The 15,127-nt window shown below is 68.7% G+C and carries 16 protein-coding genes and 1 pseudogene; 16 read left to right on the top strand and 1 reads right to left on the bottom strand.

Annotation, left to right across the window (positions count from 1 at the left end):
- Positions 1–69 precede the first annotated feature (69 nt).
- Entirely contained in the window at positions 70–489 is a 420-nt protein-coding gene (locus tag QSK39_RS24090; protein ID WP_285480085.1) for a helix-turn-helix domain-containing protein, read from the bottom strand.
- A 231-nt stretch (positions 490–720) separates the two neighbouring features.
- Between QSK39_RS24090 and QSK39_RS24085 the strand changes: the two genes are divergently transcribed.
- From QSK39_RS24085 to QSK39_RS24010, 16 genes and pseudogenes are all read left to right on the top strand, one after another.
- Positions 721–2,982: a helix-turn-helix domain-containing protein gene (locus QSK39_RS24085; RefSeq protein WP_285480084.1), complete on the top strand. Its 2,262-nt coding sequence runs from the start codon at positions 721–723 to the stop codon at positions 2,980–2,982.
- A gap of 52 nt (positions 2,983–3,034) precedes the next feature.
- Complete coding sequence (locus tag QSK39_RS24080) at positions 3,035–3,610, top strand: prepilin peptidase (protein ID WP_285480083.1); 576 nt, start codon at positions 3,035–3,037, stop codon at positions 3,608–3,610.
- Between the two features lie 156 nt (positions 3,611–3,766).
- Positions 3,767–4,093 (top strand): DUF6355 family natural product biosynthesis protein, encoded by a 327-nt coding sequence (locus QSK39_RS24075; RefSeq protein WP_353051075.1) that lies wholly within the window; start codon positions 3,767–3,769, stop codon positions 4,091–4,093.
- Between the two features lie 200 nt (positions 4,094–4,293).
- Entirely contained in the window at positions 4,294–4,854 is a 561-nt protein-coding gene (locus QSK39_RS24070) for a hypothetical protein (RefSeq protein ID WP_285480082.1), read from the top strand.
- A complete protein-coding gene (locus tag QSK39_RS24065; RefSeq protein ID WP_285480081.1) occupies positions 4,848–5,738 on the top strand; it encodes a hypothetical protein in 891 nt (296 codons plus the stop codon). Before QSK39_RS24070 ends, QSK39_RS24065 begins: the two co-directional genes overlap by 7 nt.
- Positions 5,735–6,400 carry an SAF domain-containing protein gene (locus tag QSK39_RS24060; RefSeq protein ID WP_285480080.1) on the top strand — a complete coding sequence of 222 codons (666 nt, stop codon included), beginning with the start codon at positions 5,735–5,737 and terminating at the stop codon, positions 6,398–6,400. Before QSK39_RS24065 ends, QSK39_RS24060 begins: the two co-directional genes overlap by 4 nt.
- On the top strand, positions 6,397–7,200 hold the full coding sequence (locus QSK39_RS24055) for a MinD/ParA family ATP-binding protein (RefSeq protein WP_285480079.1): 804 nt from the start codon (positions 6,397–6,399) through the stop codon (positions 7,198–7,200). Before QSK39_RS24060 ends, QSK39_RS24055 begins: the two co-directional genes overlap by 4 nt.
- Positions 7,190–8,536 carry a TadA family conjugal transfer-associated ATPase gene (locus QSK39_RS24050; protein ID WP_285480078.1) on the top strand — a complete coding sequence of 449 codons (1,347 nt, stop codon included), beginning with the start codon at positions 7,190–7,192 and terminating at the stop codon, positions 8,534–8,536. Before QSK39_RS24055 ends, QSK39_RS24050 begins: the two co-directional genes overlap by 11 nt.
- Positions 8,533–9,402: a type II secretion system F family protein gene (locus tag QSK39_RS24045; RefSeq protein WP_285480077.1), complete on the top strand. Its 870-nt coding sequence runs from the start codon at positions 8,533–8,535 to the stop codon at positions 9,400–9,402. Before QSK39_RS24050 ends, QSK39_RS24045 begins: the two co-directional genes overlap by 4 nt.
- The gene (locus tag QSK39_RS24040) at positions 9,399–10,247 is read left to right on the top strand and encodes a type II secretion system protein (RefSeq protein ID WP_285480076.1); all 849 of its coding nucleotides are present in this window, start codon (positions 9,399–9,401) and stop codon (positions 10,245–10,247) included. Before QSK39_RS24045 ends, QSK39_RS24040 begins: the two co-directional genes overlap by 4 nt.
- 11 nt (positions 10,248–10,258) lie before the next feature.
- Positions 10,259–10,465: a hypothetical protein gene (locus QSK39_RS24035; protein ID WP_285480075.1), complete on the top strand. Its 207-nt coding sequence runs from the start codon at positions 10,259–10,261 to the stop codon at positions 10,463–10,465.
- Complete coding sequence (locus QSK39_RS24030) at positions 10,465–10,833, top strand: hypothetical protein (protein ID WP_285480074.1); 369 nt, start codon at positions 10,465–10,467, stop codon at positions 10,831–10,833. Before QSK39_RS24035 ends, QSK39_RS24030 begins: the two co-directional genes overlap by 1 nt.
- On the top strand, positions 10,830–11,246 hold the full coding sequence (locus QSK39_RS24025) for a hypothetical protein (protein WP_285480073.1): 417 nt from the start codon (positions 10,830–10,832) through the stop codon (positions 11,244–11,246). The genes QSK39_RS24030 and QSK39_RS24025 overlap by 4 nt, the downstream gene beginning before the upstream one ends.
- Positions 11,243–11,650: a pilus assembly protein TadG-related protein gene (locus QSK39_RS24020; protein WP_285480072.1), complete on the top strand. Its 408-nt coding sequence runs from the start codon at positions 11,243–11,245 to the stop codon at positions 11,648–11,650. The genes QSK39_RS24025 and QSK39_RS24020 overlap by 4 nt, the downstream gene beginning before the upstream one ends.
- Positions 11,651–11,659: 9 nt before the next feature.
- A complete protein-coding gene (locus QSK39_RS24015) occupies positions 11,660–14,356 on the top strand; it encodes an AfsR/SARP family transcriptional regulator (RefSeq protein WP_285480071.1) in 2,697 nt (898 codons plus the stop codon).
- A gap of 155 nt (positions 14,357–14,511) precedes the next feature.
- Positions 14,512–15,124 (top strand): annotated as a pseudogene (locus tag QSK39_RS24010) (HU family DNA-binding protein).
- Positions 15,125–15,127 lie beyond the last annotated feature (3 nt).

The raw sequence follows: 15,127 nt of genomic DNA, 5'->3' as shown, positions 1-15,127 counted from the left end.
GGCCGTTGTCGATCACCTTTGATCGATCGTCGCAGATCAGCCGCGGTGTTCGGCAGGCTGGACAGCAAGTCACCCGGACGTGTGGTTCTCGCCGCCGCGGCTGGCTTGGAAGTCGATGAAGTCGAGGACGCTCGGCAGGACCTCGGGGGAGAGCGCGCTCGCGCGGAACGCGATGTCGCGGACACCCTGCTCGGAGAGGCGCTCGAGCATCGCGTACTGCCCCTGAAGCTGGAGGGCCCGCTCGCTGTTGCCGAAGTACTCGAGGTCGACGTCGAAATACGCCGCGAGTTCCATGGCCAGCCTCAGTTTCGGTTCGTTCGAGCCCTTGATCAGGTTGTACAGCTGGCTCTTGGAGATGCCGATGTTCTCGGCAACTTCGGGAACGGTGTACGAGCGGCCATTGTCGTGCTTCTTGAGGTAGATCAACCGCTCGAGAAGTACACCGAACGGCTCGGCCTCGTCGCGCTGCGGATCCTTGGACTCGGACACGTCCACCCCCTTCGGATCGGATTCCAATTTATTGGAATCCGGATCGCAATGCGTCCGATTTATTTGACTCTCCGTCCAGGCTTTCGTACTGTCGAAGTCGATCACTCCAATTTACTGGACCTCGAGCACCGCAGGAACCGCCCGATCGAGTGCCTGCCACCAGATCCAGTTGACTTCCGGGTCCCCGCCCAGACGCGTCATCCGGCGCGTCTCGATGCGCGGGGAGGCGCGATGAGGACGATCGACAGCTTCGCGGCGGCGGTGCACCGCAAGCGGAGAGAGCACGGCTTGACGCTCGGCGAGGTGGCCGAGAAGGCCGGCTACAGCGCGAGCTACCTCTCAAAGCTGCTGAATGGCCACCGCGCGCTCCTTCCTGCTGTGGTACGCGACCTCGACACCGCGCTCGTGGCGGACGGCGAGCTGGTCAAGGTCGCGGCGGAACAGCGAGGTGACTCCCGCCCGATGACTCGCCCTGTCCAGCTTCCGGCGGCCACAGCGGGATTCGTCGGCCGCGAGAAGGAGTTGCAGGCGATGGATCGGGCCTTGATCACCCAAGGGCGCCCGGGCGTAACCGTGACGATCGTGATCGAGGGCGGGTTCTGGACCGGTAAAACCGCGCTCGCGGTGCAATGGGCGTCCGGGGTGCAGACGCGTTTCCCGGGTGGGTGCCTGTTCGCTGACCTGCGCGGACTCGCGCCCGGCGCGCCGGCCGATCCGGAAGAAATCCTTGACGGATTCCTCCTGGCGCTCGGTGTCAGCGCCACAGAGCTCGGCTCGTCGAGCCTGCAGGCCCGGGTCGCCCGGTACCGCTCGTTGCTCGCGGAACGTCCAGCGGTCGTGATCCTGGACAATGTCGCCGGTTATCGGCAAGCCGAATGGCTCCTGCCGGGCGCGGGCAGCGTGGTGCTGGTCACCAGCAGGGAACGGCAGTCCGGTCTGCTCGCGCGCACCGGCGGCACGGCCGTCGAGCTGCCGCCCCTTCCTCGTCGGCATGCCCTTGACCTGCTCGGACGTCGGATCGGAGAGACACGAACACGAGCCGACGACGCTGCTGCCGAGCTGGTCGTCGAGCGATGCGGCTCGTTGCCGATGACGATCCTGATCGCTGCCGAGTACCTCCAGCGTCACCGCGAAACGTCCTTGACCGAGCTGGCCGAGCAGCTGGATTCCGAGAAAACCCGTCTCGACCTGTTCACCTCCAGCGATCCGGCGGTGAACATCCACGGCGTCGTCGATGTCTCGTACCTGGCCTTGCCGCCCATGGCGCGGCGGGTCTTCCGGTACGTCGGCATCGGCCCTGCGAACGTCTTCGGAACCGAATCGGTCGCTGTTTTGGCCCAGCTCGACTCCGAGCGTGCCGAGGGGTCCCTCCGGCTGCTGGCCGAGGCGCACCTCGTCGAGCCCCTGCCGGATGGCCGGTACCGGATCAGTTACCTGCTCCGCGCCTACGCCCACCAGCGAGCGCTGGTCGAGGAGCGGCTCTGCGAGGTCGAGCGCGCCCACGACCGGGCCCTGTGCTGGTACGCCGCAACGGCGTGGAACGCGAACAACACGCTGATCCCCAACTGGGCCGTCAGCGGAATCACGCCGGGAAGCCTGGCCGATGTCGAGCCGATGTCCTTCGAGGACGGCGGGTTCGAAGCGGCGATGGCTTGGTGTGAGCGGGAGGTGGCCACTGCTCTCCAAGTTGCGCGCAACGCCCGGACCTACGGGGCGAAGGACATCCTGTGGCTGCTGCCTACCGCGTTTTTGCCGTACTTCGTGTTGACGCGCAGCTGGAACACCTGGCTGGTCGCCGCCCACGATGGTCTCGCCGCGGCGCGGACGGCGGGCAGCGGCGCCGGTATTGCGAGGAGCCTCGAGGCCCTCGGTTGGGTCGAGCACGAACTCGGCCGGACCGAAGACGGAATGGCACACCTGGAAGAAGCGCTCCGGCGTCACGGCGACCTGGACGACGACCGATCGCTGGCCTGGACCGCGTACAGCCTCGGGCTCGCGTACACCAGTTGCGGCCGGACAGCCGATGCGCGCGAGCTGCACGAACTCGCCGATCGGCTGTTCGCGGCCGCCGGAGTCAGGGTCGGTCTCGCTGTGAATCGGGCTGCATTGGCGGATGTGTGCGACTTGCTCGGCTTGACGGACAAGGGAATGGAGTACGCGCTCGATGCCTTGGAGCGCGCGGAGTCGTTCAGCTCGAAGGCGGTCGCAGGTATCGCGCATCAGCGGATCGGCTTGTTGCTCAGTCGGCGCGGCGAGCACCGTGCGGCTCTTCGCCACTTCGATGACGCCCTGGCGGCTCGGCGCCGGGGCTGGCAGCGTTGGCACGCAGCCGAAACTCTGATCGCACGCGCGGACGCGCTGTGCGGCATCGGACAGATCGACCAGGCGCGCAACACTTACCGGCGCAGCTTGGAAGTTCTCGATGAGCTCAGAGACCTGCGAGCGGTCGACGTCCGCGCGAAGCTGGCTCGGCTCGAAGCCGGACATGTCTGAGTTTGAGGCCTTACTCCTCCGATCGGCCGTCGGGGCCGCAGTTTCATTGGCCATGGCACCGATCGCCGTCGGTCTCTTGCGGCTGAACGCCAAGCGAGTGCTGTCCCGTTGGTGCGTCGTCGTCACGCTTGTAGCGGTCCTGGCGGCTGGAGTTGTTGTCGCGCTGTGGTCGACGGCCGTGGTCGTCGGCGCGGCGTTCGTACTGCTGGGTGTTCCGACGGCGGTGATCGACGTCAACGAGCACCGCATCCCGGACCGGCTTTCCCTGCCGCTATGCGGGTTGGCGGGTGCTGCGGCATTGTCCACTGTGGTCGCGGGAAACTTTGAAAGTGGGGTCAGGGCTCTCATCGGGGGTGGCGCCTGGGCCGGTCTGATGCTTCTGTCGTACCTGGCTACCGGCCAGCCGGGGCCTGGTGACGTCAAGCTTGCCCCGAGCGTCGGTCTTCTGCTCGGATGGTTCGGTTGGAGCTGGGCGCTGGCGGGCGTGCTCGCGGTCTACCTCCTCACTGCCGTCGCCGGGATCGCGGCTGTTTGGTTCGGCCGGTGTTCCTTTCATGGGGGGCAGGTGCCGATGGCGCCGTCGATGGTTGTCGTGGCCTTGGTCGGCGGCACCCTGGCGCAACTTTGACTGAACACGGTTTCCATCTTGACAAAAGCCGCACTGGAACAGGACAAGATCGGCACAAGCTTGGGCTCGCAGGAAGCTTCCCGGAGCTGAGAATTCGGTCCACAGTGGAATCAACGCCGAGGTTCTCGGCTCAACCGATTCTGATGGGTGGATCCCATGAATGTGCGTATTTGTTCTCGTGAAGTCGCCATCGCCTTCGCCTTGTCGATGGTGTCATTACTCGCCGGTGCAGGCGTTTCCGAAGCGTCGAGCAGCGGGGTCAGCGAGAAGTGCGGTTACCTCGGAGGCGGTGAGTACCGCCACTGCGACGGTGGTACGAGATCCACTGTGGACCTTGATGTCGAAGACATCTGGGGAAACGACTACCGGTACTGCGTCGGCCCTGGCACGACCAACCTGCAGCCGGTGATCCGATGGCGAGTGACTGGCGCGTGGTGGAACGGCGGCGTCGGATGCGACCCCGGTTACGAGGGCCCCACCTGACCAAAGCACGAGGACGACTCCCACGTCCTCGTCCGGTCGGTGTGGTGGACGGCTACGCCCCCTCTGCGCTGTCCACCACGCCGACTTTCCTGCGGGAGGAAGCACTTTCGAGAGAATGGCAGCCGCATGAAACACCAGACCCTCGACCCGAGGCAGGCTGAAGACTTGATCGTCAGCGAAGAAACTCGGAAGGCTTCACCATGACACGACGTGGTTTCTCGGCTCTCGTCCTGATCGTCACCGCAAGCTCGGCCGGTTGTTCGAATGATGGCGGCGTGGTGGTCTCATCGACGACGCAACCGACTCCGCCAGTCAGTGTCTCGCCGGAGAAGTTCGCCTCGGACATGGCCATGAGCGCCTACGAGCGCTACTGGCGGCTCAGCGACTTGGCAGAAGCCGCGCCCCGAGCCAAGAACTGGCGCAGCGAGCTGTCGGCGGTGATGGCTGATCCCGCCCTGACCGACTACGTCAACGAGATCGCGAACCTCGCCTCGATTCCCGCGCACGCGGTGGGTGCCTACCGGCGTTCGCCGAAGGTGACCTCGGTTTCGCTGGCCGAGCCGCCTCGTGTCGTCGTGACCGATTGCGTTGACGCCACGGATGAGCACCTCATCAGCGACAAGCCCGCGGAGTCCGGGCGCAACCTCGACAACCCAGCCCAGCCGCGCCGGTACGAGTTCGAAGCGCAGATCGTGCGCTACCGGGACTCCGACCGATGGCTCGTGCAGCTGGTGCAAGCACACTTGGAGAAGCCATGTTGAAGAGCAGCTGTCTGATCACTGCTGGACTGCTCAGCCTGACCGCGGCACCGGCGGCGCATGCGCAGGCCGGTCCAGGGGGATGCACATCCTCCGGCACACACGGCCGATGCTGGGTGGCCGCCACCGACCCCGGTCGGCCTGGCGGCCTGACGGGCCCGCCGCCGGTAGCGGCAGCGGATCCGGGCCGTCAAGCAGGCGGACGTGCCCAGGGCGGTCCGCGCTACTCCTGCGTCGATCAGCCGTGGACCGCGCCGCCCGCCGGTGATCCGCTGTGGGGCGGCCACACGCCGGCCCAAGGGTCGCTGCACTTCATGCTCTGCCAGGGCGGCGGAGCGCTGCAGGGGTGGCCGCGGGTCGTGTTCGCGCCGAACGGCCAGCCGGTCGTGGTCCCGCAGGTATCGCCCGCCAAGCTGGCTGAACAGGCCATCTCCGAGATGGGCCTGTCGGCCCCGGACATCCGCTTGGCCCCGCCGGCGGACTCGCCGCACGGTGCCACGATCGGCTTCCCGGTCTGGATGTGGACCGCACGCAGGGAAGCCACCACCGGACCGGTGACCCGCACCGCGAGCGCCGGCCCGATCACGGTCACCGCGACGGCGACCCTGACGGCGATCGACTGGTCGATGGGCGACGGATCGACCGTCCGGTGCTCAGGCCCCGGCTCCGAGTTCACGGACGACCAAGCCGGCCGGCCGTCACCGACCTGCGGCCACGTCTACGCGCACCTGACGCCCGGAGGGGTGGCTGGGATCGACGCGACGAGCCGCTGGGAGATCCGCTGGTCGGGCGGCGGCCAGAGCGCGTTCCGGACCATGGCCCTGACCTCATCGGCACGCCTGCCCGTTCGCGAGATCCGGACGCTGAACACCGGAGGCGCGCGATGACGACGCGAGTTCCGCAGCTGCGCGGCCTCCCGGACGCGCCGCCACCGGCGCCGGTCCCGCTCCGGCCGCCGCGACGTCGCCGGTCGAAGCTTCTGGTGCTGCTCGGTGTCGTAGTGTCGGCGTTGTCGGCGGCCGGCATCGTCTGGGTCTTCCGCGCGACCGATGACGCGGTGGCCGCGGTCGGCGTCGCCCGGCCGGTCCGCTACGGCGAAATCGTCACCGCCGAGGCGCTGCGCGAGGTTCAGGTGCGCCCCGACCCGGGCGTCCGGCCGTTGCCCTGGTCCGAGCGATCTCAGGTCGTCGGCCGCACCTCGCCGACAGACCTGCAGCCCGGCGAGATCGTGACGCCGGATGCCCTGTCGGACACCGTGACCGTGCCCAGCGCCGGGCAGCAACTGGTCGGCGTTCTCGTCAAGCCGGGCCAGGCGCCAGCCGCGCCGCTGCAACCCCGCCAGCCCGTCCTCCTCGTGCCCGCCGGCGGCGCCGGAACTGCTGCCGAGACATGGCTGCCGGTGCGCGGCGCGGTAGTCAGCGTCAGCGAGCGCGATGCGGCGTCCGGGCAGGTGGTCGACGTCGTCGTCCCGGACGTCAACGGCGCTCAGCTGGCCTCGCGGGCATCGGCCGGCGGCGTCGCGATCGTCGTCCTGCCGAAGGGCGGGTGAGCCAGGTGTTGATCTCCTTCGTTTCCGTGAACGGCAGCCCGGGCGTCTCGACCGCGGCGCTCGCCCTCACCTGGGTGTGGCCGCGGCACGCGGTCGTCGCCGAGTGCGATCCGACCGGCGGGCGCGCGCTCTCCGTCTTCGACCCCGACGGCGCGCACGGGCGAACCGGCCTGTTCGAGCTGATGCTCCAGGCCCGGACGACTCCGTTGCATCGGGCGATGTCGAGCCAGCTGCTTGTCCTGCCCGACGGCACCGGCCGGCATCACCTGCTGCCCGGCGTGCACTCGCCGCGCGAGGCCGACAGCCTGGATTGGCGACGGCTGTCCTCGCTGTTCCTCGACCTGGATACGGTCGACGTCTTGGCGGACTGCGGACGCCTGCACAGCCGATCCGCTCCAGCCGCGGTGCTGTCGGGTGCCGACCTGGTCGTCGTGGTTGTGCGCAACTGCCGAGCGTCGCTGCACGCGTTGGCCAAGACCGCCGCAGCTCTTCACGAAGACCTCGGCGATGGCCTGGTTGTCCTCGTCGTCGATCCGGATCTGCGAGCGCACCAGCGATACCCGCACGGCGAGATCGCCAAGCAACTCGCCGCCGCGGGCCTGCCGGTGGTGGGGGCGTTGCCCTGGGATCCCGTCGCCGCCGCGCAGTTCAGCGACCTGCATCGGCCCGGCAGGAAGTTCGAGACGTCCGGGCTGCTGACCCAGGCGTGCCGAGCTGCCGACGAGATCGGCCGACGCGCCATGGACCGGATGAACCGGCTGCGCAAGCCGCTGACGGTGGTGAACGGCCATGTCCGCTGACGCCGAGCTTGTCGACCGGGTCCAGCGGCGGATGGCCCCGCTCGTGCAGCAGGAGTCCGCCCGTCGCGGCGCGCTGGGTGAGCCACGAGACGACCGCGCGATCGCGGAAGCCCTGCTCGACGACGTTCTGGCCGCCGCGATCAAGGAGTGGGCGGGCTCCGGGCGGCCGTTCCTCGACTTCAGGCAGGAGCAGCAGATCAGGTCCGCGGTACTGGCGGAGATGTTCGGACTCGGCCGGCTCGAGGCACTGCTCGCCGACGACGGCGTCGAGAACATCGACATCATCGGCAGCGATCCGGTGTGGCTGTCGTACCACGACGGCCGGGTCGAGCGGGTCGCCGGAATCGCGCCCACCGACCAGGCCGTCGTCCAGTGGCTGCAGCGGATCGCCGCGCGGATGGGCCGGACCGAGCACACGATCAACGACGCCCGGCCGCTGCTCAACATGGAGCTGCCCGGCGGAGAGCGGCTGGCCGCGGCGATCGGTGTCACGGACCGGCCGCACATCTCGATCCGCCGGCACCGGCTGCCGACCGCCGGCCTGGAAGCCCTGCGGGAGCGCGGGATGCTCTCGACCGCCCAGCTGGCGCTGCTGCGCGCGGCGGTCCGGGCCGAGAAGAACGTCATCATCTGCGGACGGCAGAAGGCCGGGAAGACGACGCTCCTGCGGGCGCTGTGCTGGGAGGTCCCGGCGACCGAACGGTTCGCGACGCTGGAGACGGAGTTCGAACTCGGCCTGCACCGCCATCGTGACCGGTTCCCCGCGGTGGTGGCGTTCGAGGAGCGGGAAGGCAACTCCGAACGCTGGGAGAACGGCAAGCCGGTCGGCGGTGTCGACCTGCCGAGGCTGGTCTGGCAGTCCCTGCGGATGCACGCCGCCCGGACCGTCGTCGGCGAAGTCCGCGGCGGCGAGATCATCCCGATGCTCAACGCGCTCTCCGCCGGCGGCTCGGGCTCGCTGTCCACCCTGCACGCGCGAAGCGCCGCGCAAGCCATCCATCGCATGGCGCTGCTGTGCCTCGAAGCGAACTCGGCCTGGACGCCCGAGTTCGCGTACGAGGTGGTGGCCAACACCATCGACCTGATCGTCTACGTCGAGCTGGTGCAGCAGCCGGGACGGCTGGACCGGCACATCGCCGAAGTCGTCGCCATCGAGCCGGGGGAGTACGGGCGTCCGGCCCGGACATATCTCTTCGCACCGGAGGACGGTCGGCGGTCCGTGCCGACGGGGAACCTGCCGACCGACATCGAGGACTACGAGCGCGGCGGCTTCGACCGAACCTGGCTGACGAGCAGCGGCGACGGTGGCTGGCTGGCCGATCGGAGCACGCCATGACCGAACTCGTCCTGATGGTGGCCGGTGCAGGCGTCGGGCTGGGGATCACGCTCGCCGCCTTGGGCATCCTCGGCCGGGATTCCGGCGATGTCCCGGCGTTTCGACGGGCTCGGCTGCTGGGCTGGTGGTCGAAGCGGAAACGCAGCTCGGTGCGCTGGTCCCTCTCGTCCGGTGCCGGCGCACTCGTGTGGCTGGCCAGCTGCTGGCCGGTCGCCGGAATCGCCGTCACGGCGGGAGGCGCCGTGCTCCCGTGGCTGTTCGGCGCGGGGAAGATCTCTGCTCGACGGATCGAACGCCTTGAGGCGCTGGAGGACTGGCTGCGAAACCTCGCCGACGTCCTGCGCGCCGGCAACGCCGGACTCGTCGGTGCACTGCAGACCTCCGCGCAGGATGCGCCGCCGGCGATCACCGCCGAGGTGACCGCGCTGAGCCAGCGGCTGCGCACCTGGGACGTCGCCGACGCCCTGCTGCGATTCGCCGACGACGTCGACGACCAGGTCGGCGACGCCGCGGCGGCCGGCCTTTGCGTCGCCTACCGGCAGGGGAGCGGCATCGCCGAACTCCTGACCAGCCTGGCGCGCCAGATCGCAGCCGACGTCGCTGCGCGGCGGGACGCGGAGTCCGAGCGGGCCCGCCGGCGGTCGGCGGCCCGGATCCTGCTGGGGCTCTGGGCGGTGATGTTCGTCAGCTTCGCGGCCTTCGGAAGCGACAACTACACCTCCGTCTACAGCTCGCTCGGCGGACAGCTGGTTCTCGCCGTGGTGTTGGGCGTCGTCGGAGTCGCGGTGGTGTGGCTGCGGCGGCTCGGTGTCGAGCGGCCGGCACCGCGGTTCCTCCGCGCCCCGGGCAAGGAGTCTTCGTCATGAGCGCCGAAGCGATGGTGATCGTCTTGGCGATCGTCGGAGCGATCGGCTTGACGCTGGTGGTCGCGGCATTCGCGCCGACGCGGCCTCGCCTGGCCGACGTCCTCGATGAACGTGAGGCGCCGACGGGTTTCCTCGGCACCATCGTGAGCCACGCCGACCGGATGCGGCTGATCGCCAACCCGGCCGACCTCGCACTCGTCGGACAGACCCGTGAAGCCTTCCTCGTCCAGCGCGTCGTGTACACGCTTATCGGCGCCTTATGGATCCCCGGCACGGCCGCTGCTCTGGCCCTCGCCGGAGCGGCACCACCGGTGATTCTGTCCGGCGCGGCCTCGGTGGGATGCGCGCTGGTCGGCTGGCAGCTGCCCGTGCTGATGTTGAAGAGCAAGGTCAAGCACGCACGAATCGCGTTCGCCGGCGCGTCGGCCGCCTACTGCAGGTTGGTCGCGCTCGGCCGTCTCGGCGATCGCGGCCCCGTGGAAGCCCTGCGATACCCGGCCACTTTGGGCACGGGCTGGGCGTTCGCGCGCATCCGGCTCGCCATCGACGAAGCCGTGCTCCGTGGCGGGATGCCGTGGGACGGCTTCACTGCGCTCGCCGAGGAGACCGGCGTCCGCGAACTCAAAGACATCGGCCAGATCGTGGCGAGCGCCGGCCAGGACGGCGCGAGCATCGTCGACACGCTCCGCGCCAAGGCGACCTCCCTCGCCGACCAACAGCTGTCCGACCGCAAGACCGGCTCGTCGGTCCGCTCCGACCGCATGGACATGCCCGTCGCCCTGCTGGGTCTCGCTTTCATCGCCTTCCTCGCGTTCCCCGGGCTCTACCTGATGCTCCACCTCTGAGAGGAGAAGTCATGATCAACCACGTCGCGGTCCGACTCCTGCAGCTCGGGCTCTTCCTCGACCGCCGGCTCACCCAGTTCCACGAGGAACGCGAGCGAGGCGACGAGAACATCACCAAGGCGTTCTACGCCGCCCTCGGCATCACCGTCGCCACGCTGATCGGCGCGGGCATCACGGCCTTCGTCAACGGCAAACTGCCCCTGATCGGTGGCCACTGATGCACAGCGAACGCGGAGACGACAACGTCGCCGCAGCCGCGATCTTCACGGCGATCCTGCTGCTCGCCTGGGCAATCCTCCAAGTCGCCGTCGTGCTGCTGGGCCGCGGCGTAGCTCTCGAGGCAGCGCGTGACGGCGTCCATTCCGCACGCCTTCCGCCGGTCGACACGGCGTCGGCAGCTTCAGCTGCAGCCGCGTACGTCGGCCGGGCGACCGGCTCGTGGCTGGGAAATGTGGCTGCGCACGCGAGCAACGACGGCCGGAGCGTGAGCGTCACGGTCAGCGGCGACGCCGTATCGCTGGTCCCGTTCGCCCGGTTCCCGATCAGCCAGACGTCGTCTGGCCCGATCGAGGAGCTGCAGCCGTGAACGAGCGCGGCGACATCACCGTCGAGGCCGCAGTCGGCGTCATCGCGCTGGTGGTCCTCTTCGGACTGGGCCTGGTCGGCATCCGGGTCCTCGTCGCCGACTCGGCCATCGACGACGCGGCCCGCTCCGCCGCTCGCGCGGCCTCGATCGCCCAGGACGGCCGTTCTGCCGCCGCCGCTGCAGAACGACGTGCGCGAGTGGTGCTGGCCGAGCAGCACCTCAGCTGCGGCAGCCTCGACGTCGCGGTGGACACCGGCGACTTCGTCAAACCACTGGGCGAGACGGGATACGTCGTGGCGACCGTGACCTGCGAGATGCCGCTGGCCGACCTGGCTATCCCGGGTATCGGCGGGACGAAGTCGTTGACGGCGAGATTCAAGTCGCCGATCGATCGCTATGGGGCCCAGCGATGAGGTCCGTGCGAGGGGAGCGGGGCTCGGCGTCCGTGCTGATTCTCGGCCTGAGCATCGCCGTGCTCGTCGGGTTCGGCCTCGCCGTGGATGGAGCACGGAAAGGTCAGGCCTACTCCCAGGCGACGTCGATCGCCGAAGAAGCCGCACGCGCCGGCGGCCAGGCACTGCAGGTTCATGCCCTGGCCGAGGGGGCTGACGCGGATGTCGACCCGGGAGCGGCTGTCGCCGAGGCTCAGCGCTACCTCGTCACCGCGGGTGCGACCGGTACGGCGCGTTGGGACGGCGTTCGCGTAGTCGTCGAGACGACGATCACCCGCCCGACCGTCTTCCTCGGCGCGATCGGAGTTCCGGAGTTCACCGTCTACGGCCACGGTGCCGCGGTGGTGCTCTCCGGAAACGGTTAGGAGGAGTCGATGCGGAGCATCGGAGTTCTGCGGATAGCCCTGGGCTGCGGCGCCTTGACCACGGTTGTGGCGGGGCCGCCGCTCGTGCTGTGGCGGATCCGCTCGGTGTACCTACCCGACCACGTCCCTGGTGTGGGCGAGGCCAGCGCGTGGCTGACGAGCCCGGACGACGGCCGGCTCTTCCTGCTGCTCCTGATCACCGCCGGCTTGGTCGCCTGGCTGCAGCTGGTGGTCGCGATCGTCGTCGAGGTCGCCGCACGACTCCACGGTGCCGTTACGCCGATGTTGCCCGGCTTCGGCTGGGCCCAGCGCATCGCCGCCGCGTTGCTGCTCGTCGTGCTCAGCGGAACCGCGGCCGAAGCCGCCGAGAACCCGGTGCCTGGGCCTGCACCGCACAGCCACATCGTTGCACCCGGAGAGAACCTGACGAAGATCGCCGCCGGAGAGCTCGGCAGCGCCGCGCGCTACCGGGAACTCTTCGAACTCAACCGTGGAACGCCACAGGCCGACGGCCGATCCCTCCAGGACCCGTCTCTGCTGCGGCCCGGCTGGATCTTGAAGCTACCGCCCGATGAGCAAGAGGATTGCGAGGAGGTCGTTGTCCGGCCCGGCCAGACGTTGTCCCAGATCGCTCGGGAGGAGCTCGGGGACGCCGGCCGGTACCGCGAGATCTTCGACTTCAACAAGGGACGTCCGCAGCCGTCCGGTCGTGCGCTCGAGGACGTCGACCAGATCCGTCCGGGCGACGTTCTCCGGATTCCCGCTCCTGCGGAGCCTCAGGTCGGAGGAGGGGGCGGTGCTCCGGCGGCCGCCGTCTACACAGCTGCCGCGGGTTCGTGCGAAATCCCGGCACCGCCTCCGGTCCCCGTGCCGAAACCGGTGGAACCACCACCGACGCACTCGACTGATCCCACTGCCGCCCCGCCCGAAGCTCCTGCGCCTCCGGCCGGAGACAACGGACCGTCCGCGACCGTGACCACGAGCATCGGTGGTCTGCTCGCCGCGGGCCTGGTGGCTCTCCTAGCCCTCCGGCGCCGGCGGGCGCAACGACGGAGGCGACCTGGACACCGGATCCGCGAAACCCCACCGGGAGGTCTTGAACGAGACCTCCGCTCCGCCGCACAGCCCGCGACCGTCGAAGATCTCGACCTGGCGCTGCGAATTCTCGCCCGATCAGCTCGAGAGCAGGGCGTCATGCCACCGCCACTGCAGGCAGTGAAAGTCGGCTCCTGTGGTGTCGAACTCTTTCTGACGGAGCCGTGTGCGCCTCTTGAACCGTTCGTGGCGGTCACGAAGACCCGGTGGAAACTGGACTCGCCGGCGAAGCGCGACGTCGGCGAGGCCCCATACCCCATGCTCGTGTCGCTCGGTAACGGCTCGGACCACGAGCTCGTCCTGCTCGATCTGCAGCAGGTCGGCGTCATGACCGTTGACGGCGATCGAGCATCGGTCGAAGCAGTAATTCTGGCCCTGGCCTGGGATCTGGCCATGTCGCCGTGGGCCGAGCGGACACACGTGACTCTGGTCGGCTTCGGACGCCGCTCAGCTGAATGCCATCCGGATCGTCTGAGGTACGCGGCGGACTGGGAGGAGGCGCTACGACAAGACGCGGCCGCAGGAGTCTTCCTCGCCGCTGATCCGTTGCGAGAAGAAGACCGCCGGCAGCTGACCGACCTCATCAGGACGGCCGATTCGGCGGTGGTGACAGGCCGCAGTGAGGACGTGCCTCTACCAGGTGCTTGGCACCTTGACGCCGCCGCGGGCCGCACCCTGGTGGAGCCTCTGGGCGAGACCGTCGAGCTGCAGAGGCTTTCGCCAGTTCAGGAGCAAGAACTCGTGGCGGCACTGGCTGCCGCCGACAACCCGACCCAGGTTCCGGCTGATGGCTTCGAGAACGTCCCCTCGGAACAGACCTGCGTATCTCCTGTCGTCCAGCCGAGCCCCTCGGCCGCATCAGCCCCGGCGACACCGTTCCTTCGCCTGCTCGGGCCGGTCCGCCTGGACGGAGCCGACCCACGCAGCGTGGAAGCCAAGAAACTCAACCGCCTGACCGAGCTGGCCGCATTCCTTGCCCTTCACCCAGGGGTGACGGCCGACGAGATCTCCCTCAAACTCGGAACCGACGCGCAGCCGTGGTCCACAGCGACACGTCAGGGCTACATCTCCCGGCTCCGGACCTGGCTCGGCCGGGATCCGAGCGATGAGCTCTACGTCCCGAACGTCGACGCACGGCGCGGCGGGTACCGCATGTCGGAGTCGTTCGGATGCGACTGGCTGACCTTCCAAAACCTCGCCCGGCAAGGCCTCGCTCAGCCCGCAGTGTCCGTTACCGACCTGCAGCAGGCCCTGGACCTGGTGCGTGGAACACCCTTCGGCAACATCCCGGCGTCGCGGTACGCCTGGAGTTCGTGGCTTCACCGCGAGATGGTCGACACGATCGTCGACGTAGCGCACACACTGGCCGACGCGTACCAGAAAACCGGCGACCTGCCCGCTGCTCGCCGGGCCGCGATGCGCGGCCTGCAAGCCGAGCCGGTGAGCGAGATCCTGTTCCGTGATCTGCTCAGGATCGAGTATCGGGCCGGGAACCTGGCCGCGGTCCGGGAGAACGCGGACAAGCTCACCGCCCTGGCCGCGTCTTTGGAGGTCGAGCTGGACGAGGAGACCAGCACCTTGGTGAGCTCATTGCTGAGGGGGCAGGCATAGCGATACACGCAACGTCGAACAGCTGATCGGCTTCCTGTCGTCCTATATGGACGTGTTCGCGAGGTGTCTGCTGTGAACAAGGGAGTTCGTGTCGCCGGTATTTGGAAAATCGGCCTTTCTGGTGATAAATCTGTGTGATGTCGGCCAGTATAGGCCTGACGAGTAAGGCCCAGCTGATCGAGGCGCTGTCGGAGCGTCTGGGCGACGACAAGAATGTGGCTGCGCAGGCCGTTGACGGTCTAGTGGGCATCATCATCCGGACGGTCAACAAGGGTGAGAAGGCCAATATCACCGGTTTTGGTGTGTTCGAGAAGTGCGCTCGCGCCGCTCGGACGGCGCGCAACCCGCGTACAGGTGAGGCCGTGAAGGTCAAGAAGACCAACGTTCCCGCGTTCCGCGCCGGCACGACGTTCAAGGACGTCATATCCGGCTCGAAGAAGCTGCCGAAGGCGACCCCCGTGAAGCGCGCCACCGCCGCTTCGACCACCACCCGCGCGGCCACCGCGAAGGCGTCCGCCTCGGCCAAAGACCACCAGCGTCCGCGCCACCTCGACCCGTGCGGCTGCCGCCAAGCCGGCCAACGCTCGCGCCACGGCCACGCGGACCCGCGCCACCGCGGCGAAGCCGGCCGCCAAGGCCACCGCCGCCAAGGCGACCACAACGAGTGCGAAGGCCGCCGCCAAACCGCCCGCCGCCAAGCCCGCCGCGGCGAAGAAACCGGCCGCTGCGAAGGCCCCGGCCAAGCACACCTCGGCCGCCATGAAGTAACGG

It is taken from the genome of Amycolatopsis sp. NBRC 101858, from assembly GCF_030269325.1.
Lineage (GTDB): Bacteria > Actinomycetota > Actinomycetes > Mycobacteriales > Pseudonocardiaceae > Amycolatopsis > Amycolatopsis ponsaeliensis.
Note: the sequence above shows the minus strand (reverse complement) of the source record. Positions and strands in the feature narration are given on the sequence as shown.